Source organism: Streptomyces sp. NPDC016640 (assembly GCF_043076215.1).
In the GTDB taxonomy this organism is placed as follows: domain Bacteria; phylum Actinomycetota; class Actinomycetes; order Streptomycetales; family Streptomycetaceae; genus Streptomyces.
On the sequence record NZ_JBIBRG010000027.1, the window covers coordinates 13,921 to 34,256 of the forward strand.

Annotated in this window: 12 protein-coding genes and 1 pseudogene; 6 read left to right on the forward strand and 7 right to left on the reverse strand. The window is 72.6% G+C overall.

The genetic code is table 11. The annotated features are described in order from the left end of the window. The first annotated feature begins 97 nt into the window (after nucleotides 1-97). Nucleotides 98-844 (forward strand): response regulator, encoded by a 747-nt coding sequence (locus ACF07S_RS32915; RefSeq protein ID WP_391967249.1) that lies wholly within the window; start codon nucleotides 98-100, stop codon nucleotides 842-844. Between the two features lie 12 nt (nucleotides 845-856). Here the strand turns inward: ACF07S_RS32915 and ACF07S_RS32920 are convergent, their stop codons facing one another. Both ACF07S_RS32920 and ACF07S_RS32925 read right to left on the reverse strand, forming a co-directional pair. Beyond that, a complete protein-coding gene (locus ACF07S_RS32920) occupies nucleotides 857-2,044 on the reverse strand; it encodes a winged helix-turn-helix domain-containing protein (protein WP_391967250.1) in 1,188 nt (395 codons plus the stop codon). 48 nt (nucleotides 2,045-2,092) lie between these two features. Then, the gene (locus ACF07S_RS32925; protein ID WP_391967251.1) at nucleotides 2,093-2,662 is read right to left on the reverse strand and encodes a GNAT family N-acetyltransferase; all 570 of its coding nucleotides are present in this window, start codon (nucleotides 2,660-2,662) and stop codon (nucleotides 2,093-2,095) included. A 282-nt stretch (nucleotides 2,663-2,944) separates the two neighbouring features. On the opposite strand from ACF07S_RS32925, the gene secA reads away from it, so the two are divergent. Further along, nucleotides 2,945-5,788, forward strand: a complete 2,844-nt coding sequence (gene secA / locus ACF07S_RS32930; RefSeq protein ID WP_391967252.1) for a preprotein translocase subunit SecA — start codon at nucleotides 2,945-2,947, stop codon at nucleotides 5,786-5,788. 84 nt (nucleotides 5,789-5,872) lie between these two features. On the opposite strand, the gene ACF07S_RS32935 is transcribed toward secA, so the two are convergent. Then, nucleotides 5,873-6,706, reverse strand: a complete 834-nt coding sequence (locus ACF07S_RS32935; RefSeq protein ID WP_391975885.1) for an Rv3235 family protein — start codon at nucleotides 6,704-6,706, stop codon at nucleotides 5,873-5,875. Between the two features lie 315 nt (nucleotides 6,707-7,021). On the opposite strand from ACF07S_RS32935, the gene ACF07S_RS32940 reads away from it, so the two are divergent. From ACF07S_RS32940 to ACF07S_RS32955, 4 genes are all read left to right on the forward strand, one after another. Further along, on the forward strand, nucleotides 7,022-7,528 hold the full coding sequence (locus ACF07S_RS32940) for a DUF6912 family protein (RefSeq protein WP_391967254.1): 507 nt from the start codon (nucleotides 7,022-7,024) through the stop codon (nucleotides 7,526-7,528). A 46-nt stretch (nucleotides 7,529-7,574) separates the two neighbouring features. Next, nucleotides 7,575-8,243, forward strand: coding sequence for an HAD family hydrolase (locus ACF07S_RS32945; RefSeq protein ID WP_391967255.1), 669 nt, complete (start codon nucleotides 7,575-7,577; stop codon nucleotides 8,241-8,243). A 442-nt stretch (nucleotides 8,244-8,685) separates the two neighbouring features. After that, on the forward strand, nucleotides 8,686-13,635 hold the full coding sequence (locus tag ACF07S_RS32950) for an NAD-glutamate dehydrogenase (protein WP_391967256.1): 4,950 nt from the start codon (nucleotides 8,686-8,688) through the stop codon (nucleotides 13,633-13,635). A gap of 154 nt (nucleotides 13,636-13,789) precedes the next feature. Next, nucleotides 13,790-15,310, forward strand: a complete 1,521-nt coding sequence (locus ACF07S_RS32955) for a hypothetical protein (RefSeq protein ID WP_391967257.1) — start codon at nucleotides 13,790-13,792, stop codon at nucleotides 15,308-15,310. A 22-nt stretch (nucleotides 15,311-15,332) separates the two neighbouring features. Here ACF07S_RS32955 and ACF07S_RS32960 read toward each other — a convergent pair whose 3' ends face one another. The 4 genes and pseudogenes from ACF07S_RS32960 to ACF07S_RS32975 form a co-directional block, all read right to left on the reverse strand. Continuing rightward, a complete protein-coding gene (locus tag ACF07S_RS32960; protein WP_391967258.1) occupies nucleotides 15,333-17,015 on the reverse strand; it encodes a glycosyltransferase in 1,683 nt (560 codons plus the stop codon). Further along, the gene (locus ACF07S_RS32965; protein WP_391975886.1) at nucleotides 17,003-19,201 is read right to left on the reverse strand and encodes a CDP-glycerol glycerophosphotransferase family protein; all 2,199 of its coding nucleotides are present in this window, start codon (nucleotides 19,199-19,201) and stop codon (nucleotides 17,003-17,005) included. Before ACF07S_RS32965 ends, ACF07S_RS32960 begins: the two co-directional genes overlap by 13 nt. A 101-nt stretch (nucleotides 19,202-19,302) precedes the next feature. Continuing rightward, on the reverse strand, nucleotides 19,303-20,250 hold the full coding sequence (locus ACF07S_RS32970) for an ABC transporter ATP-binding protein (protein WP_391967260.1): 948 nt from the start codon (nucleotides 20,248-20,250) through the stop codon (nucleotides 19,303-19,305). Then, a pseudogene (locus tag ACF07S_RS32975) lies at nucleotides 20,243-20,336 on the reverse strand (ABC transporter permease); the annotation flags it as partial. The pseudogene ACF07S_RS32975 and the gene ACF07S_RS32970, both read right to left, overlap by 8 nt.

The window sequence follows — 20,336 nt, forward strand, 5'->3', positions numbered from 1 at the left end:
GGCATGGAATCATGGCGGCAACGGCCCAACCGGTGGGCCGTTGCCTTGGGTTGGCGATGGCTCAGGACCACAGGCCACAGCCTCAGGGGGAGGAACGATGGCGGACAGCTTCGGACCGATGCATCACGGGGATGCCGACGACGGCGTCGCCGGCATGGGCCCGGACGCGGACACTCCACGCAAGGAGCCGATCAGAGTCCTCGTGGTGGACGACCACGCGCTGTTCCGCCGCGGACTGGAGATCGTGCTCGCGGCCGAGGAGGACATCCAGGTCGTCGGCGAGGCGGGGGACGGCGCCGAGGCCGTGGAGAAGGCGGCCGACCTGCTGCCCGACATCATCCTGATGGACGTGCGGATGCCCAAGCGGGGCGGGATCGAGGCGTGCACCTCCATCAAGGAGGTCGCCCCCAGTGCGAAGATCATCATGCTGACGATCAGCGACGAGGAAGCCGATCTCTACGACGCCATCAAGGCGGGCGCGACCGGCTATCTCCTCAAGGAGATCTCCACGGACGAGGTGGCCACCGCCATTCGCGCGGTGGCCGACGGGCAGTCGCAGATCAGTCCGTCGATGGCGTCGAAACTGCTCACCGAGTTCAAGTCGATGATCCAGCGCACCGACGAGCGCCGGCTCGTGCCCGTGCCCCGGCTGACGGACCGTGAGCTGGAGGTCCTCAAGCTCGTGGCCACGGGGATGAACAACCGCGACATCGCCAAGCAGCTGTTCATCTCCGAGAACACCGTGAAGAACCATGTGCGCAACATCCTGGAGAAGCTGCAGCTGCACTCCAGGATGGAGGCGGTGGTCTACGCGATGCGGGAGAAGATCCTCGAGATCCGGTGACCGCCCGCGGCCTCACACGACGGCCCGGGCGAGCTCCAGGTTCAGGGCCTCCCGCAGTTCGGGGGCGTCGACCCGCTCCACGCGGACGTCGGTGCAGTCCACCCAGCCCGCCGCTTCCACCAGGGCCCGGGCCACGGCGGGGACCGCCTTGGCGCCGTCCAGCGTGACCTGCTTGGCCACCAGCGTGCGGCCCTCGCGGGCGGGGTCGACGCGGCCGACGAGCCGGCCGCCGGCGAGCACGGGCATCGCGAAGTAGCCGTGCACCCGCCTGGGCTTGGGGACGTAGGCCTCCAGGCGGTGGGTGAAGCCGAAGATCCGCTCCGTGCGCGCCCGCTCCCAGACCAGCGAGTCGAACGGGGACAGCAGGGTCGTACGGTGCCGGCCGCGCGGCGGGACCGCGAGGGCGGCCGGATCGGCCCAGGCCGGCTTGGACCAGCCGGCCACCGTGACCGGGACCAGGCCCGAGTCGGCGATCACCGCGTCGACCTGCTCGGCCTTGAGGCGGTGGTAGTCGGCGATGTCCGCGCGCGTACCGACGCCGAGGGCGCGGCCGGCCAGGGCCACCAGGCGGCGCAGGCACTCGGCGTCGTCCAGTCCGTCGTGCAGCAGCGCCTGCGGGATCGCGCGCTCGGCGAGGTCGTAGACCCGTTTCCAGCCGCGGCGCTCGACGCACACCACCTCGCCGTACATCAGGGCGCGCTCGACGGCGACCTTGGTGCCCGACCAGTCCCACCACTCGGAGGTGCGCTTGGCGCCGCCCAACTCGGTGGCCGTGAGGGGGCCTTCGGTGCGGAGCTGCTTGATCACCTGCTCGTAGGTGCCGTCGGGGAGCTCGTGGTGCCAGTGCGGGCGGTCGCGGTAGGCACGCCGGCGGAAGGCGAAGTGCGGCCACTCCTCGACGGGGAGGATGCACGCGGCGTGCGACCAGTACTCGAACGCGTGCGGCGGCTCGGACCCCTTCTTCCAGTAGGCGTCCTCGACGGTCCGGCGCCCCACGGCGCCCAGACGGGCGTACGGGATCAGCTCGTGGGAGCGGGCGAGGACGGAGATGGTGTCGAGCTGCACCGCGCCCAGGTGGCGGAGGACCCCCCGGACGCCGGAGCGGCGGTCGGGGGCACCGAGGAAGCCCTGGGCCCGCAGGGCGATGCGGCGGGCCTCGTCTGCGGAGAGTTCCGTGGTCGGACGCGGGAGGGTCGTCATACGCCCGCACGATAGAGGGCGCCACTGACATCGCGGGCGGGCGGGACCTCACCCCCGCGCCGGCACATAGGGCGCCGTGGACGAGAGCCCCAGGTCGGACGGGAGCAGGGAGCCCACCCAGCAGTCCCGCAGCACTCCCTTGTTGTTGAGCGAGGAACGCAGGACGCCCTCCACGGTGAAGCCCGCCCGTTCCGCCACCGCGCGGGAGGCCGTGTTGCCCACCTCCGCGCGCCATTCCACGCGGTCGACCGACATCCGGGTGAAGGCCCAGCGGGAGGCGGCGAGGGCGGCCTCGGTGATGTAGCCGTTGCCGCGGTGCTCCCTCGCCCCCCAGAACCCGATCTCGCCCGTCCCCAGGGAGCGCATGGTGATGCTGAGCATGCCCGCGAGTTCCCCGGTGGGCAGGAAGACGCCGAAGGTGAACATCGAACCGCTCGCCCAGCCGTCGGGGACCATCTGCTCCGTGAAGCCCCGCGCGTGCTCGGGCCGGTAGGGGGAGGGGATCGTGGTCCAGCGCTGGATGTCGGGATCCTGGCAGACGGCGTACACGGCCTCGGTGTCCTGCGGGCCGACCGTGCGCAGCAGGAGGCGGCCGGTGGTGAGCGTGACGGGTTCCATCGGCCGATTCTGCTCACGCGGCGGTGAGCGGCGCCATCCCTTTCGCCGCGCGTGAGGCGACGATCACCCTTCGCACAATTCGCCGGGACGGCGCGGCACCATCCGGGGGCCCCGGACGTTGGCCTTTTCGAAGCAGGCGTGGAATCGGACAGCAAGCAGCCGACGGTCACCCCCACTGCAGGTCTCCCGGCGTGGCGGGGTCCTCGCATACGATGGCCGTTGCCCAGTCAGTGAAACGGAAACCGACCGTCCCAGGCCCGACCGGCAAGGAGACCAACCCCCGTGTCCGTCCTCTCGAAGATCATGCGTGCAGGCGAAGGTAAAATCCTGCGCAGGCTGCACCGCATCGCGGACCAGGTCAACTCCATCGAAGAGGACTTCGAAGGCCTCTCCGACGCCGAGCTGCGTGCCCTCACCGATGAGTACAAGGAGCGGTACGCCGACGGGGAGAGCCTGGACGACCTGCTGCCCGAGGCGTTCGCCACCGTCCGCGAGGCCGCCAAGCGCGTCCTGGGCCAGCGGCACTACGACGTCCAGATGATGGGCGGCGCCGCTCTTCACATGGGCTACGTGGCCGAGATGAAGACCGGTGAGGGCAAGACCCTCGTCGGCACCCTGCCCGCGTACCTCAACGCCCTGTCCGGCGCGGGCGTCCACATCATCACGGTCAACGACTACCTGGCCGAGCGCGACTCCGAGATGATGGGCCGCGTCCACCGTTTCCTCGGTCTGAGCGTCGGCTGCATCCTCGCCAACATGACGCCGGCCCAGCGCCGCGAGCAGTACGCCTGCGACATCACCTACGGCACGAACAACGAGTTCGGCTTCGACTACCTGCGCGACAACATGGCGTGGTCCAAGGACGAGCTCGTCCAGCGCGGCCACAACTTCGCCATCGTCGACGAGGTCGACTCCATCCTCATCGACGAGGCCCGTACGCCGCTGATCATCTCCGGCCCGGCCGACCAGGCCACCAAGTGGTACGGCGACTTCGCCAAGCTGGTCAAGCGCCTCAAGCGCGGCGAGGCGGGCAACCCCCTCAAGGGCATCGAGGAGACCGGCGACTACGACGTCGACGAGAAGAAGCGCACGGTCGCCATCCACGAGTCCGGCGTCGCCAAGGTCGAGGACTGGCTGGGCATCGACAACCTGTACGAGTCGGTGAACACCCCGCTCGTGGGCTACCTGAACAACGCCATCAAGGCCAAGGAACTCTTCAAGCGCGACAAGGACTACGTCCTCATCGACGACGAAGTCATGATCGTGGACGAGCACACCGGCCGCATCCTCGCCGGCCGCCGCTACAACGAGGGCATGCACCAGGCCATCGAGGCGAAGGAGGCGGTGCCGATCAAGGACGAGAACCAGACGCTCGCCACGATCACGCTGCAGAACTTCTTCCGCCTCTACAAGCGCCACGACCACGACGGCAAGGAACTGCCGGGCCTGTGCGGCATGACCGGTACGGCGATGACCGAGGCCGCGGAGTTCCACCAGATCTACAAGCTCGGCGTGGTGCCCATCCCGACCAACCGGCCGATGGTCCGCAAGGACCAGTCGGACCTGATCTACCGCACCGAGGTCGCCAAGTTCGAGGCGGTCGTCGACGACATCGAGGAGAAGCACCGCAAGGGCCAGCCGATCCTCGTCGGCACCACCTCGGTGGAGAAGTCCGAGTACCTCTCGCAGCAGCTCAGCAAGCGCGGCATCCAGCACGAGGTGCTGAACGCCAAGCACCACGAGCGCGAGGCGCAGATCGTCGCCCAGGCCGGCCGCAAGGGCAGCGTCACCGTGGCCACCAACATGGCCGGCCGCGGTACCGACATCAAGCTCGGCGGCAACCCCGAGGACCTCGCCGAGGCGGAGCTGCGCCAGCGCGGCCTCGACCCCGAGGAGCACATCGAGGAGTGGGCGCACGCCCTGCCCGAGGCGCTCAAGCGGGCCGAGGAAGCGGTCAAGGCCGAGAAGGACGAGGTCGAGAAGAGCGGCGGCCTCTACGTCCTCGGCACCGAGCGGCACGAGTCGCGGCGGATCGACAACCAGCTGCGCGGTCGTTCCGGCCGTCAGGGCGACCCCGGCGAGTCCCGCTTCTACCTCTCGCTCGGTGACGACCTGATGCGTCTGTTCAAGGCCCAGATGGTCGAGCGCGTGATGTCGATGGCGAACGTGCCGGACGACGTGCCCATCGAGAACAAGATGGTCACGCGCGCGATCGCCTCCGCCCAGTCGCAGGTCGAGACGCAGAACTTCGAGACCCGTAAGAACGTCCTGAAGTACGACGAAGTCATGAACCGGCAGCGCGAGGTCATCTACGGCGAGCGCCGCCGCGTGCTGGAGGGCGAGGACCTGCACGAGCAGATCCAGCACTTCATGGACGACACCATCGACGCCTACATCCAGGCCGAGACCGCCGAGGGCTTCCCCGAGGACTGGGACCTGGACCGGTTGTGGGGCGCGTTCAAGCAGCTCTACCCGGTGAGCGTCACCGTCGAGGAGCTGGAGGAGGCGGCCGGCGACCGGGCGGGGCTGACGGCCGAGTTCATCTCCGAGTCCGTCAAGGACGACATCCGCGCCCAGTACGAGGCCCGTGAGGCCCAGCTCGGCCCGGAGATCATGCGTGAGCTGGAGCGCCGGGTCGTGCTGTCGGTCCTGGACCGCAAGTGGCGCGAGCACCTCTACGAGATGGACTACCTCCAGGAGGGCATCGGTCTGCGCGCGATGGCGCAGAAGGACCCGCTGGTCGAGTACCAGCGCGAGGGCTTCGACATGTTCACCGCGATGATGGACGGCATCAAGGAGGAGTCCGTCGGCTACCTGTTCAACCTGGAGGTCCAGGTCGAGCAGCAGGTCGAGGAGGTCCCGGTCGAGGAGGCCGAGCCGGCGGAGCCGGTGGTCCAGGACGCGGTGCCCGCGCAGGCGGGGCCCCGCCCCGAGATCCGGGCCAAGGGACTCGACGCCCCGCAGCGGCGGAACCTGCACTTCTCCGCGCCGACGGTGGACGGCGAGGGCGGCACCGTCGAGGGCGACTTCGCCACCGACGAGGAGCCGGTGCGCTCCGAGGCGGACGGTCTCACGCGCGCGGAGCGCCGCAAGCAGGCGAAGAGCGGGCGCCGCCGCAAGAAGTGAGTACCGCTCCCCGGAGGAGCCGACGCAAGCAGGCCGAGGGCCGGGCACCGCGGGGTGCCCGGCCCTCGGGCGTACCGGATGCGCTCAGCGGGCGTTCGCGCGGTGCGGGCGGGGCCCGCCCAGTTCGACCGCGGTGCAGCGCCAGCGCAGGTCCCGGCCCTGCTCCAGCCGGAACGCCATGGCGCGCAGTCTGTCCCCGGCGCCGATCCGGGCGAACGCCTCGATGGCGCCCTCGCGGGGCTCGAACCAGCCGATGTCCCGTACGACGGGGCGGGCACCGCGGGTGCGCAGGGGCCCGCTCTCGGCGAGGTGGACCAGTTCGTCGTAGGCCCGTCCGGCGGTGTGCCGCAGCATGGCGTGCACGGGGCGCTGACCGCTGAGGACGGCGAGGAGCAACTCGGCGAACCGGTCGGTGGGCCGGGGCTGGGGGACGACGGGCCGGCGGGCGTACCGGTCCGGGCGGGGGACCGGCGCGGGGGCGCTGGGGGACGACGGGGCCGGGTGGGCGGCCGGCCGCCGGCCCCGGGCCGTCCGGGACGCCGGGCGGTTGTCGGCGGGCCCGGTGGAGCCGGCGGCGGTGCCCGGCCGGCGCCCCCCGCCGGCCGGGAGCGCGGGAGCCGTCCCGCCGGTGGGGACGCGGGGCGGTGTGGTGCCGACGCGGGGCGTGGCCGGGGACGGACGGCCTCCCTGGCGGAGCAGCCCGGGAGCGGTGCCCCCGGCGGTGCCGAGGACCGGGGCGGGGCCTCCCGCCGCGGTGGGCCGGGGAGCGGGCTGCCGGGTTGCGGGGTGGCCTCCTGCGGGGGCCGGAGCGGGGGCGGGCCGGCCGGCCGGTGTGCGGGGTGGAGCGGCGGCGCCGGGGCGGCGTGGGTCGTGGCGGGCGGGGGGACGGGTTCCGGGGCGGTGCTGCGCCCTGGTCATGACCTTGTGCATGGGGACCCCGTTCGACGGGCCCGGACCAGCGGGGGAGCCGGGGATACCGGGCGGTAACTTCGTGCTTGGGGACCTTGTACGGGGCGGCGGGGGCCGTCGGCAAGGAGGGCGCGAGCGGGTCCGGGGGGTCGGGGAATTCACTTATCCGGGTGACTCGGGACCGTTCCGGCCCCCGGGGGAGCGGGTGAGCCGGGTGAATCTCCGGACGGATGTGGACGCATCCGGGGGTACGGGCGGGAACCCGATGGGGGACACCCGTACGTATCCTGATGACCCCTGCGGACCACCACGAAAGCGGCCGACATGCGCGTCTACGTCCCCCTGACCCTCCCCGGGCTCGCCGCGGCGTACACGACGGGTGAGCTGGGGGACGGCCCCTTCCTCGCCTACGCCGTGACGCCCGCGCTGCGCGAGTGGTACCTCTCCGACGACATCGAGGAACTGGAGTACGCCGCGCTCGGCCGCGCCGCGCTGGCCTCGCTGCGGATGCTGGCGGCGGACCCCGGTGCGCCGCGGCGCCGGGTCGTGGTCGCCGTGGACGTGGCCGACGGCACGGCCTCACCCGACCCGGACCGGGGCCTCGACCCGGCCGCGCTCGGTGAGGTGCGGGTCGCCGGCGCCGTACGGCTGGCCAGGGCGGCCGCGGTGCACGTGGACGCGGCGGACGCGGAGGCCGACGTGGCGGCCGCCGCGGACGCGCTGCCCGCGGCGGACGGCGGGGACGACGACGCGCGGTTCGTGGTGGACGGCGCCGAGGACCACGAACTGCTCTGGTACGCCACGCAGGAGATCCCCAACCTGGTGGGCTGAGCCGCCGTGCTCCTGATTGCCGGCGGGGAGAGGTACGTTCTCGGGCATGGGGACGCACACGGGCGCGCACATCGTCTGGGACTGGAACGGCACGCTGTTCCACGATGTCGACGCGGTCATCGGGGCGACGAACGCGGCGTTCGCCGAGCTGGGCCTGGAGCCGATCACGCTGGAGCGGTACCGGGAGCTGTACTGCGTACCGGTGCCGAGGTTCTACGAGCGGTTGATGGGGCGGCTGCCGAGCCGGGCCGAGTGGGAGCTGATGGACACCACCTTCCACCGCCACTACGCGGAGCACCGGGTGCGCTGCGGGCTCGCCGAGGGCGTGGTGGACCTGCTGGCGGGGTGGGTGTCGGCGGGACGCAGCCAGTCGATCCTCAGCCTGTACGGGCACGAGGACCTGGTCCCGCTGGTGCGGGGCTTCGGCATCGAGGCGCACTTCATACGCGTCGACGGGCGGACCGGCCCGTCCGGGGGCGGCAAGGCCGAGCACATGGTGCGCCACCTCGGCGCGCTGACCGGAGTGGACCCGGCGCGCACCGTGGTGATCGGTGACGCGGCCGACGACGCGCTGGCCGCGCGGCACGTGGGAGCGCGGGCCGTCCTCTACACCGGCGGCTCCCACGGCCGGGCCGGACTGGAGGCGGTCGGGGTCCCGGTGGTGGACACCCTGCGGGAAGCCGTGGCGGAGGCGGAACGCCTGGCGGCGGCCTGACCACCGGAACGTCCGGATCCGGACGCGGGCGCACTGTGCAGAACGTCAAAGTTCCGGCCCCGCTTTTGTACACATACGGCTCATGACGGGGCCCCTGCGGAGAGCGATAGCCTTGGTGGCGTGATCAGCGCGATAGTTCGCGGGGGCCCCGGTGTCCCCGCTGTGCGCCCGGAGAGCACGGACGACATCCGTGACCGGGTGGCGGTCGCTGGTCTTCGCGGGCGGCTCGGGACGCGGCGCACCCCTCGGGGGCAGACGTCGCGGAGAGCGGTGTCACACCCGTCGGGCGCGTCGGACGCGGCCGAAAACCCCCCGTTCATCTCACCTTGCGGCATGACAGCGGCGCAGACCGGACACCCCGTGTCGTACCACCGCACCACAAGGCCGGAGACCGTACTTCCTTCTACGTCACGCAACGGCGCGCGACAGGAGCCAGAGGACCATGCAGACCAAGCTGGACGAAGCCAAGGCCGAGCTGCTCGAGAGGGCCGCCTGGGTAGCTGAGAACAGCCCGGCCGGGGGCAAACTACCGACCGGGTCGACGGACGAGGACGCACCCGATCGGGACTCCCTGCTCGCGTTCCTCCAGCGCTACTACCTGCACACCGCCCCGGAGGACCTGACCGACCGCGATCCGGTCGACGTCTTCGGGGCCGCCTTCTCGCACTACCGGCTCGCCGGGAGCCGTCCCCAGGGCACGGCCAACGTCCGGGTCCACACCCCGAGCATCGAGGAGAACGGCTGGACCTGCAGCCACTCCGTCGTGGAGATCGTCACCGACGACATGCCCTTCCTGGTCGACTCCGTCACCAACGAGCTGACCCGCCAGGGCCGCGGCATCCACGTCGTCATCCACCCGCAGGTCGTGGTCCGCCGGGACGTCGCCGGCAAGCTGATCGAGGTGCTCGACACCCCGGCCGGCGGTGACCTCCCGCGCGACGTGCGCGACCTGCCGCACGACGCGCACGTCGAGTCCTGGATCCACGTGGAGACCGACCGCGAGAGCGACCGCGGCGACCTCAAGCAGATCACCGCCGACCTGCTGCGCGTCCTGTCCGACGTCCGCGAGGCCGTCGAGGACTGGGGCAAGATGCGCGAGGCCGCGACCCAGCTGGCCGAGGCGCTGCCCGGTGAGCCCGTCCCCGCCGACCTCCCCGCACCGCAGGTCGAGGAGGCCCGCGAGCTGCTGCGCTGGCTGGCCGACGACCACTTCACCTTCCTCGGCTACCGCGAGTACCAGCTGCGCGAGGACGACTCGCTGGGCGCCGTCCCCGGCACCGGCCTCGGCATACTGCGCTCCGACCCGCACCACGCCGAGGACGAGAGCCACCCCGTCAGCCCGTCCTTCGAGCGGCTGCCCGCCGACGCCCGCGCCAAGGCGCGCGAGCACAAGCTGCTGGTGCTGACCAAGGCGAACAGCCGGGCCACCGTGCACCGGCCGTCGTACCTGGACTACATCGGCGTCAAGAAGTTCGACGCCGACGGCAACGTGGTCGGTGAGCGCCGCTTCCTCGGACTGTTCTCGTCCGCCGCCTACACCGAGTCCGTGCGCCGGGTGCCGGTGATCCGGCGCAAGGTCGAGGAGGTGCTGGAGCGCGCCGGCTTCTCGCCGCACAGCCACGACGGGCGCGACCTGCTGCAGATCCTGGAGACCTACCCGCGCGACGAGCTGTTCCAGACCCCGGCCGGCGAGCTGCAGTCCATCGTCACCTCGGTGCTCTACCTCCAGGAGCGCCGCCGGCTGCGGCTCTACCTGCGCCAGGACGAGTACGGGCGCTACTACTCCGCCCTCGTCTACCTGCCGCGCGACCGCTACACCACCGGTGTGCGCCTGAGGATCATCGACATCCTCAAGGAGGAGCTCGGCGGCATCAGCGTCGACTTCACCGCCTGGAACACCGAGTCGGTCCTCTCCCGGCTGCACTTCGTGGTCCGCGTCCCGCAGGGCACCGAACTCCCGGAGCTGTCCGACACCGACAAGGAGCGCATCGAGGCCCGGCTCGTGGAGGCCGCCCGCTCCTGGGCCGACGGCTTCGCCGAGGCGCTGAACGCCGAACTGGGCGAGGAGCGCGCCGCCGAGCTGCTGCGCCGCTACGCGGGCGCCTTCGCCGAGGGCTACAAGGCCGACCACTCCCCGCGCGGCGCGGTGGCCGACCTGGTCCGCCTCGAGGAGCTCGACGAGGAGCGGGACTTCGCGCTCAGCCTGTACGAGCCGGTGGGCGCGGGCCCCGGGGAGCGCCGCTTCAAGATCTACCGCAAGGGGGAGGCCGTCTCCCTCTCCGCGGTGCTGCCCGTGCTCCAGCGGCTCGGCGTCGAGGTCGTCGACGAGCGGCCGTACGAGCTGCGGTGCGCGGACCGCAGCGTGGCCTGGATCTACGACTTCGGCCTGCGGATGCCCAAGGTGGCCGGCGCCGCCGACCACCTCGGCGACGACGCCCGGGAGCGGTTCCAGGACGCCTTCGAGGCGTCCTGGACCGGCAAGGCGGAGAACGACGGCTTCAACGCGCTGGTGCTGGGCGCCGGGCTGACCTGGCGCCAGGCCATGGTGCTGCGGGCGTACGCCAAGTACCTGCGCCAGGCGAACTCCACCTTCAGCCAGGACTACATGGAGGACACCCTCCGCACCAACGTCCACACCACCCGGCTGCTCGTTTCCCTGTTCGAGGCCCGGATGTCGCCGGGCCGGCAGCGCGCCGGGCACGAACTGGTGGACGCGCTGCTGGAGGAGGTCGACGCCGCGCTCGACCAGGTGGCCTCGCTGGACGAGGACCGCATCCTGCGCTCCTTCCTCACCGTCATCAAGGCGACGCTGCGCACCAACTTCTTCCAGGAGACGAGCAGCGGCACGCCGCACGACTACGTCTCCATGAAGTTCGACCCGCAGGCCATCCCCGACCTGCCGGCGCCGCGCCCGGCGTTCGAGATCTGGGTGTACTCGCCGCGCGTCGAGGGCGTGCACCTGCGCTTCGGCAAGGTCGCGCGCGGTGGTCTGCGCTGGTCGGACCGCCGGGAGGACTTCCGCACCGAGATCCTGGGCCTGGTCAAGGCGCAGATGGTGAAGAACACCGTCATCGTGCCGGTCGGCGCCAAGGGCGGCTTCGTCGCCAAGCAGCTCCCGGACCCGTCGGTGGACCGGGACGCGTGGATGGCGGAGGGCGTCGCCGCCTACCGGACGTTCATCTCGGCGCTGCTCGACATCACCGACAACATGGTGGCCGGCGAGGTCGTGCCCCCGGCGGACGTCGTCCGGCACGACGAGGACGACACCTACCTCGTCGTCGCCGCCGACAAGGGCACCGCGACCTTCTCCGACATCGCCAACGACGTCGCCCGGTCCTACGACTTCTGGCTCGGCGACGCCTTCGCCTCCGGCGGAAGCGCGGGCTACGACCACAAGGGCATGGGCATCACCGCCCGGGGCGCCTGGGAGTCCGTCAAGCGGCACTTCCGGGAGCTGGGCGTGGACACCCAGACCCAGGACTTCACGGTCGTCGGCATCGGCGACATGTCCGGTGACGTGTTCGGCAACGGCATGCTGCTCAGCGAGCACATCCGCCTGGTCGCCGCCTTCGACCACCGGCACATCGTCATCGACCCGAACCCGGACGCGGCCGTCTCCTACGCCGAGCGCCGCCGTCTGTTCGAGCTGCCGCGCAGCTCCTGGGCCGACTACGACACCGGGCTGCTGTCGGCCGGCGGCGGGATCTTCCCGCGCAGCGCCAAGGCCATCCCGGTCAACTCGCAGATCCGCGAGGCCCTCGGCATCGAGCCCGGCGTCACCAAGATGACCCCGGCCGACCTGATGAAGGCGATCCTCAAGGCGCCGGTGGACCTGCTGTGGAACGGCGGCATCGGCACGTACGTCAAGGCCTCGAGCGAGTCCAACGCCGACGTCGGCGACAAGGCCAACGACGTCATCCGGGTGGACGGCGCGGAGCTGCGCGTCAAGGTCGTCGGCGAGGGCGGCAACCTGGGCCTGACCCAGCTCGGCCGGATCGAGTTCGCGCTGCACGGCGGCCGGATCAACACCGACGCCATCGACAACAGCGCGGGCGTGGACACCTCCGACCACGAGGTGAACATCAAGATCCTGCTCAACGGCCTGGTCACGGACGGCGACATGACGGTCAAGCAGCGCAACAAGCTGCTCGCCGGGATGACCGACGAGGTCGGCCGGCTGGTGCTGCGCAACAACTACGCGCAGAACACCGCCATCTCCAACGCGCTGGCCCAGTCCGCGGACATGCTCCACGCCCAGCAGCGCTTCATGAAGCACATGGTGCGCGAGGGCCACCTCGACCGGGCCCTGGAGTTCCTGCCCACCGACCGCCAGATCCGCGAGCGGCTCGCCTCCGGGCGGGGCCTGACCGGCCCGGAGACGGCCGTGCTGATGGCGTACACGAAGATCACGGTCGCCGAGGAGCTGCTGCACACCACGCTGCCCGACGACCCGTATCTGAAGGTGCTGCTGCACGCCTACTTCCCGACGGCGCTGCGCGAGCAGTTCCCCGAGCACATCGACGGCCACCCGCTGCGCCGCGAGATCACCACGACCGTGCTGGTCAACGACACCGTCAACACGGGCGGTACGACGTATCTGCACCGGCTGCGGGAGGAGACCGGCGCCTCGCTCGAGGAGATCGTCCGGGCGCAGACCGCGGCCCGCGCGATCTTCCGCTCCTCGGTGGTGTGGGACATGGTCGAGGCCCTCGACAACGAGGTCGCGGCGGAGGTCCAGACCCGGATCCGGCTGCACTCGCGCCGGCTGGTGGAGCGCGGTACGCGCTGGCTGCTCAACAACCGGCCGCAGCCGCTGGAGCTGGCGCAGACGGTGGACTTCTTCGCCGAGCGCGTCGAGCAGGTCTGGTCGCAGCTGCCGAAGCTGCTGCGCGGCGCGGACCTGGACTGGTACCAGAAGATCTACGACGAGCTGAGCGGCGTCGGCGTCCCGGACGAACTGGCCACCCGCGTGGCCGGGTTCTCCTCCGCCTTCCCCACGCTCGACATCGTGTCGGTGGCCGACCGGACGGACAAGGAGCCGCTGGACGTCGCCGAGGTGTACTACGACCTCGCCGACCGGCTGCGCATCACCCGGCTGATGGACCGCATCATCGAGCTGCCGCGCGCCGACCGCTGGCAGTCCATGGCCCGCGCGGCGATCCGCGAGGACCTGTACGCGGCGCACGCGGCGGTGACCGCGGACGTCCTGGCGGAGGGCGACGGCTCGTCGACGCCCCAGCAGCGGTTCGCGGCGTGGGAGCGGAAGAACGCGGCGCTGCTGAGCCGGGCCCGCACCACGCTGGAGGAGATCCACGGCTCCGACGCGTTCGACCTCGCCAACCTGTCGGTGGCGATGCGGACCATGCGGACGCTGCTGCGGTCGCACTCGTAGACCGCGGATCCGCACCACGCGGGCGAGGGGCGTTCCGGGCCGTCGGGGCCGGGGCGCCCCTCGCGCCGGTCGCGGTGTCCCGGGTTGTGGTGCCTTGGGTGGGCATCGGCGGGCGATCCGGTGAGGGCGCGCCGTCACGGGCTATGCCTTGTGTGTGACTGCCCCCCTGTTGTCATCCGCCGTGCCCGGAGGGAGCGGCGCCCGCCGCGCCGCCGGCCGTCTCCCGGCCGCGGGCCGGACGACGGCATGGACCCTCGCCGGACTCCTGCTGGCCCTGCTGGTCCTGGTGATCGTGCGGCTGCCGTGGGCCGGTGACCTCGGCGTGCACGCGGCGACCCTGCAGCGCCTCCGGCACGGCCCGCTCGATCCCGGCAACCCCCTGGTCGACGCGGACACGCCGAGCCCGTACTACTCGCCGTGGACGCTGCTGCTCGGCACCGTCGCCCGGCTGACGGGGCTGCCGGTGTTCGCGGTCCTGCGCCTGGCCGCCGCGGCCGGACTCCTGCTGCTGGTGACGGGCCTCGGCCGGTACGTGCGGACGCTGAGCGCGCACCGGACCGCGCCCGCGCTCGCCCTGCTGAGCCTGCTGCTCCTGTGGGGCACGACGCCGTTCCTGTGGAGCGGCTTCCCGGGGCTCAACTCGCTCGCCCTGACCGTCTCCTACCCGAGCACCTTCACCCTCGGGCTCGCCTTCCACCTCTGGGCGTGGCTGACGCGGGCGCTGCGCGGCGCGGCCGGGTGGGGCGCGTGGCTCGGGCTGGGGGTGCTGTGGGCGGTGATCCTGCTCTGCCACCAGTTCTCGGGCGTGGTGGCCACGGTGGGCGCGGCCGCCACGGTGATCGGGACGCCGCCCGGGCGGTCCGCGCTGCCGCGGCCCGCCGCCGGGCTGCTGGCGGGGGTGGTGGTGCTGTGGGCGTGGCCGTACTACGACTTCTTCGCACTGTCCGGTGCCGGGGACGCGCTGGAGCCGGTGCACCGGGTGCTGTACGGGGACCCGGTCGCGCGGTACGCGCTGGTGCTGCTCGGTGTGGCCGCGCTGGTCCCGCGGTGGCGGCGCGGGCGGCGGGACCCGCTGGTGGTCTTCTTCGCGCTGGGGGTGCTGGTCGTCGCGGCGGGCTGGCTGAGCGGCCACTACTCGTGGGGGCGGGCACTGCCCGCCGTCGTCGTCCCGGCCCAGCTCGCGGCGGCGCTGGAGGCGGTCGGCGCGGGGCACCGCCGGCTGCGCGCCGGCTGGGCGGCCCTGCTCACCGGGGCGCTGCTGATCGGCGGGTGGGCGCAGTCCGGGACGCTCGGCTACGTCGTCCCGCGCGGGGCCCTGCCGGCCGCCGTGGCGGACCGGTACCGGCCGCCGTGGACGGGATACCACTGGATCACGCCGTGGGTGCGGTACGGCGACGTGGTCATGGCCGAGGGCCGCCCGGCCCGCCAGATCCCGGCGTACGGCCCCTACACGGTCGCCCCCGGCTACCCCGACTTCTTCCTGCCGGACGAGGAACGCCGCAGGAGGGCCACGGCGGCGTACTTCGCGCAGCGGACACCGCGGTCGGTGCGGCGGGAGACGGAGCGGGAGTACGGGGTGCGGTGGGTGGTGGCCCGGGCCGGCGCCCTGGAGGCCGCCGGACTGCGCCCGGTGGCCCGCGGCCCGGACGGGCAGGTGCTCTACGCGGTGCCGTGAGCCGCCGCGCCCGCCCCTCGCCTCACCGCAGCGCGCCCGCCACCAGACGGGCCGCGCGGCGCACCCCCGGGCGGTCCAGCCGCCGGGCCACCGGGCGCAGGACGGCCGCCGTGAGGCCCACCGGTTCCCAGCGCAGTTGCAGCCGGCCCGGGGCGTGGCCCTCCGGTTCGACGGTGAGCCGGTGCGGACAGACGCCCGAGCGGTAGGGGACGCGGGCGGTCAGGGACGGGAAGGCGAGCGGGGCCAGCAGGATGCCCCTGTTGGCCCGGCCCCGGCAGGTCAGGCGGACCATCGGATGCCGCACCCCGGCGAAGCCGTGCAGCGGGAGGCGCGCGGTCGCCGCGTCGAGACGGACCCGGCCCTCGAAGACACCGGGGCGGACGGGGGAGAGCCGGAAGGGGACGGTGAGGCGGCGCCGGCCGGGGGAGACGAGGAGGCTCGCGCGCTGCGGGCCGACCGGGAGGCGCAGGGCCGGGTCGTACGTCCGTACGGTCAGGTCGACGCAGGCACCCGGGCCGCGGGTGATCTCCGTGATCTCGTGGCGGAACCGGGCGGCGGAGAACGGGCCGGCGTGCAGCTCCAGGTCGGTCAGGTCCAGTTCGCGGCGGGCGTCGGCGGACCCGGGGACGTGCCCGCCCCAGTAGGTGCGGCCGTCCGTGTCCGTGGTCACCCGCCGGGGGGCGACGCCGTGGGCCAGGTCCCGGGCGGCCGTCCGGGCCTCGGCCAGACGGCGGTCGCGGATCAGCCGGAGCACCACCCGTTCGGCGCGCGGCAGCCGGGCGCAGGCACCCGGCGACAGCGTCGCCAGATAGGGGTTCACCAGGTCCGCGAAGGTCTCCAGCCACTCCTCCCCCCGGTAGGGCAGGTCGCCCGCGTACATCCGGAAGTCGTGCTTGAGGAACTTGTGGTCCTTGTCCTCGCGCAGCGCCTCGTGCCCGCTCTCGGCCAGGAACGCGTCGATCAGGCGCTGCACGTGGATCCGGTCGCGGACGTTGGTGAGCAGGTGCCGCTGGTTGGAGATGGAGGCCGCGCCGGAGGCCGCGTACGGGGCGACGTACCAGAGGTAGACCGGCTCCGGGACGACGGTGAACCGTTTCGCCAGGCAGTACGCCCGGGCCGAGAACAGCTGGTCCTCGTAGTGGATGCCCTCGGGGAAGCGCAGTTCGTGCCGGTCGAGGAAGGCGCGGGCGTACATCTTGCCGGTCGCCAGGTGCTCGAAGAACAGCCGGGGGTCGGCCTCGATGCCGTCCAGGGTGCGGCGCTCGCGCACCAGGTGCGGCATCCAGGTGGAGCGGCGGCCGGTGTCCACCCGGATCCGCCGCACCGCGCCCATCGCGAAGTCGATGTCGCGTTCGCGGTGCGCGGCGAGCAGCAGTTCGACCGCGTTGCCGGTGAGTTCGTCGTCGCTGTCGAGGAACATCAGGTAGGGGGCCCGCGCGATCTCCAGGGCGCGGTTGCGGGGTGCGCTGCACCCGCCGCTGTTCGCCGGCAGCCGCAGGTACCTCACCCGCGGGTCGGCGGCCGCCAGCGCCCGCGCCACCCGGGGCGTGTCGTCCGTCGAGTGGTCGTCGCTGATGACGATCTCGAGGTTGCGGTGGGTCTGGCGGCGGACGGACTCCACCGCGCGGGGAAGGCGCGGGGCGTCGTTGTGCACGATCACCGTGACGGTGACGTCGGGGGTGCCGGCGGTGGTCATGGCGGGCATGCCTCCTCGGGGCTCGGCGCCGGGGTGCGCTGCTCGAGCGGCAGCACCGGCGGCAGCGACGTCTCGTCCTGGCCGAGGAAGACCCGGCGCACGACGCGTTCGGCGGCGCGCCCGTCGTCGTACTCGCAGAACCGGCGCCGGAAGGCGGCCCGGGCCTTGGCCGCGCGCTCGTCGCGCCAGGCGTCGGTGGTGAGGATCCCGGTCAGCTCCTCCTGGGTGCGGGCCACCGGGCCGGGCGCCTCGGCCATCAGGTCGAAGTAGACGCCGCGCGTGGTGCGGTACGTCTCCCAGTCGTCGGCGTGGATGATCAGCGGGCGGTCGAGGTTGGCGTAGTCGAACATGATCGACGAGTAGTCCGTGACCAGGGCGTCGGCGGCCAGGCACAGCTCCTCGACCGGCTCGTAGGAGGAGACGTCGACGATGCGGCCGCAGTGGCGCGGCCCGGCCGGGAGGGAGGCGGCACCGTTGTAGAAGTAGTGGCCGCGCACCAGCAGGACGGTGTCCTCGCCGAGGCGGTCGGCGAGCGCGGCGAGGTCCAGGCGCGGGGTCCAGCCGGCCTCGTAGTCGCGGTGCGTGGGCGCGTACAGCACGGCCCGGCGGCCGGGCGGGATGCCGAGGCGGTCGCGGACCGCGCGGATGTCGTCGGCGCCGGCCGTGTAGAAGACGTCGTTGCGCGGATAGCCGTAGTCCAGCGAGACGTACCGGGAGGGGTAGGCCCGCTCCCACATCCGGGTGGTGTGGCTGTTGGCGGAGACGCTGTAGTCCCACTTGTCCACGCGCTCCAGCAGGGCGGCGAAGTCCAGGCCCCGGGCGGCGGCCGGGTAGGGCATCTGGTCCACGCCCATGCGCTTGAGGGGCGTGCCGTGGTGGGTCTGGAGGTGGACCGCGTCGGGGCGTTTGACCACCGCGTTCGGGAAGTTGACGTTGTTGACGAGGTACTTCGCGGTGGCGAGCACCTCCCCGTAGCGGCGGGTGCCGGGGACGACGTGGTCGGTGCCGGGCGGGAGCAGGGCCGCGTTCTCGGCGGTCACCACCCACACCGGGTGGATGTGCGGGGCGAGTTCGGCGAGCTTGGCGGCGACGGCGGCCGGGTTGCAGGCGACGCCGCGGTTCCAGTACGCGGCGAACACCGCCAGACACGGGTCGACCGGGCGGCGCAGCGCCCGGCGGTACCGCTGGTCGCGGACCCGGGCGGCGAGCCGGCGCGTGCCGGTGCGCACCGTGGACCGCACGGCGCGGCGGGTGCGGTTGGCCCGCTGGAAGGCCCGGTACCTGGTGTAGGCGCCCTCTTCGAGGAGGGAGCGGCGGACGCCTTCGAGGCCGGCGGGGTGCCGGTGGCCCTCGGGGCGGTGGCGCAGGGCGGCGGTCGAGGCGCGGTGGAAGAACTCCCGGGCCACGTCGTCGGGCATGCCGCCGCGGGCGAAGGCGCGCAGGCAGTCGCGGACCATGATGTCGTAGAGCGCGGTGTGGACGGCGGGGCGCTCGCGGGTCAGGTCCAGGAGGCGCTCGTAGCGGTCGACCAGGGCGTAACGCTGTTCGGGGGTGACCGGGGGGAGGCCGGCGGGCCGCAGCCGGCGGTCCTCGTAGGCGATGTGGGGCAGGGCGGTGAGCCGGTCGGCGAACAGGAGGACGGCGAGGGCGGTGTGCGCTTCGTCGTCGGTGGTGAGCCGCTCCTCGTGGGCCCGCCAGAAGCCGGCGCGCAGGACGCGGGTGCCGAGCAGCGGTGTCAGGCGCAGCAGGTGGGCGTTGTCGTCGAGGGTGAGGCCGGGGCGGTCCGCGCGGGCGAGCAGGGGGCCGTCGGCCGAGGGCAGTCCGGAGCTGCGCCAGGTGCTGCGGAGGTGGTCCAGGAGCAGGACGTCGACGGTGCCGGGGAACCCGGCGAGACGTCCGGCGAGCGTGCGCGGACTGCCGGGCGGCACGCCGTCCTTGGAGCGGACGAAGTGCAGCCAGCGGCCGGTGGCCCGCGCGGCCCCCGCCGCCCGGGCCACCGCGTCGGACGTGCCCTCGGGCAGCGGGAGCACCTGGACGTGCGGGGCGTGCCGCCGCGCCGTCCGGTGCGCCCAGTCGCCGACGGCGGCGACGACGATCTCGGTGTCCGGGAGGGGGTGCGCGGTGAGGGAGCCGAGGAGGCCGGTCAGGCGGTCCTGGGTGTTCGGCCCGTGGACGATGACGCTGAGCTCGGGCATCGCGGGGCTCCTTCACCTTCTCGTCGCCGCTCCGGACGGACCTCTTCGGTCATATTGACATCAATACGACGAAGTGGGCGCGGGGCGCGCGGGCGGGACCCTCACGAGGGCAGTGCGGCCTTCGCTCCCTCCGGGTCGGCCTCGGGGTCCGTCCCGGGGTCCCTCTCGGGGTCGGTCCGGGGGGCCGCCCGGGGCTTCGGCTTCGGCTGCGGTGTGCGGGCCTTGGGGTCGGCCTTGTCCGTGCCGCCGGTGAAGGCCTCGTACTCCCTGAGCACCTCGTCGGTCGGCCCGTCCATGCGCAGCTCGCCCCGCTCCAGCCACAGCACGCGGTCGCAGGTGTCGCGGATGGACTTGTTGTTGTGGCTGACCAGGAACACGGTCCCGGCCCGCTTGCGCAGCTCCCGGATGCGGGCCTCGGACCGCTTCTGGAAGGAGCGGTCGCCGGTGGCCAGCGCCTCGTCGACGAGCAGGACGTCGTGGTCCTTGGCGGCGGCGATGGAGAAGCGCAGCCGGGCGGCCATGCCGGAGGAGTAGGTGCGCATCGGCAGGGTGATGAAGTCGCCCTTGTCGTTGATCCCGGAGAAGTCGACGATGTCCTGGTAGCGCTCCCGGATCTCCTCGCGGGACATGCCCATGGCGAGCCCGCCGAGATGGACGTTGCGCTCACCGGTCAGGTCGCCCATCAGCGCGGCGTTGACGCCGAGCAGGGAGGGCTGGCCGTCGGTGTAGATGCGGCCGTTCTCCACCGGGAGCAGACCGGCCACGGCCTTGAGCAGGGTCGACTTGCCCGAGCCGTTGGTGCCGATGAGCCCGATCGCCTCGCCCCGGTACGCCACGAAGGACACGTTCCGCACGGCGTGCACCCGGCGCACCCCGGAGGCCTTCTCGGTCTGCCTGCGGCGCAGCATGCGGTTGAGGGCGGCGGTGGCGGTGCCGCGGCCGGCGCCGGTGCCGTTGACCCGGTAGACGATGTCGACGCCGTCGGCGATGACGGTGGGGGTCTTCCCGTCGGTGCGACGGTCGGTGCGCTTGTCGGTGTGGTCAGCCACGGCCGTAGCTCTCCTCAGCCTTCCAGAAGTAGATGAAGCCGACCGCGCCGGCCAGCAGCGCCCAGCCCAGCGCGAACGCCCACACG

Coding starts and splice junctions, on each gene's coding strand:
- ACF07S_RS32915 (WP_391967249.1), top strand. CDS start 98: ATGGCGGACAGCTTCGGACCGATGCATCACGGGGATGCCGACGACGGC.
- ACF07S_RS32920 (WP_391967250.1), bottom strand. CDS start 2,044: ATGACGACCCTCCCGCGTCCGACCACGGAACTCTCCGCAGACGAGGCC.
- ACF07S_RS32925 (WP_391967251.1), bottom strand. CDS start 2,662: ATGGAACCCGTCACGCTCACCACCGGCCGCCTCCTGCTGCGCACGGTC.
- ACF07S_RS32935 (WP_391975885.1), bottom strand. CDS start 6,706: ATGACCAGGGCGCAGCACCGCCCCGGAACCCGTCCCCCCGCCCGCCAC.
- ACF07S_RS32940 (WP_391967254.1), top strand. CDS start 7,022: ATGCGCGTCTACGTCCCCCTGACCCTCCCCGGGCTCGCCGCGGCGTAC.
- ACF07S_RS32945 (WP_391967255.1), top strand. CDS start 7,575: ATGGGGACGCACACGGGCGCGCACATCGTCTGGGACTGGAACGGCACG.
- ACF07S_RS32950 (WP_391967256.1), top strand. CDS start 8,686: ATGCAGACCAAGCTGGACGAAGCCAAGGCCGAGCTGCTCGAGAGGGCC.
- ACF07S_RS32960 (WP_391967258.1), bottom strand. CDS start 17,015: ATGCCCGCCATGACCACCGCCGGCACCCCCGACGTCACCGTCACGGTG.
- ACF07S_RS32965 (WP_391975886.1), bottom strand. CDS start 19,201: ATGCCCGAGCTCAGCGTCATCGTCCACGGGCCGAACACCCAGGACCGC.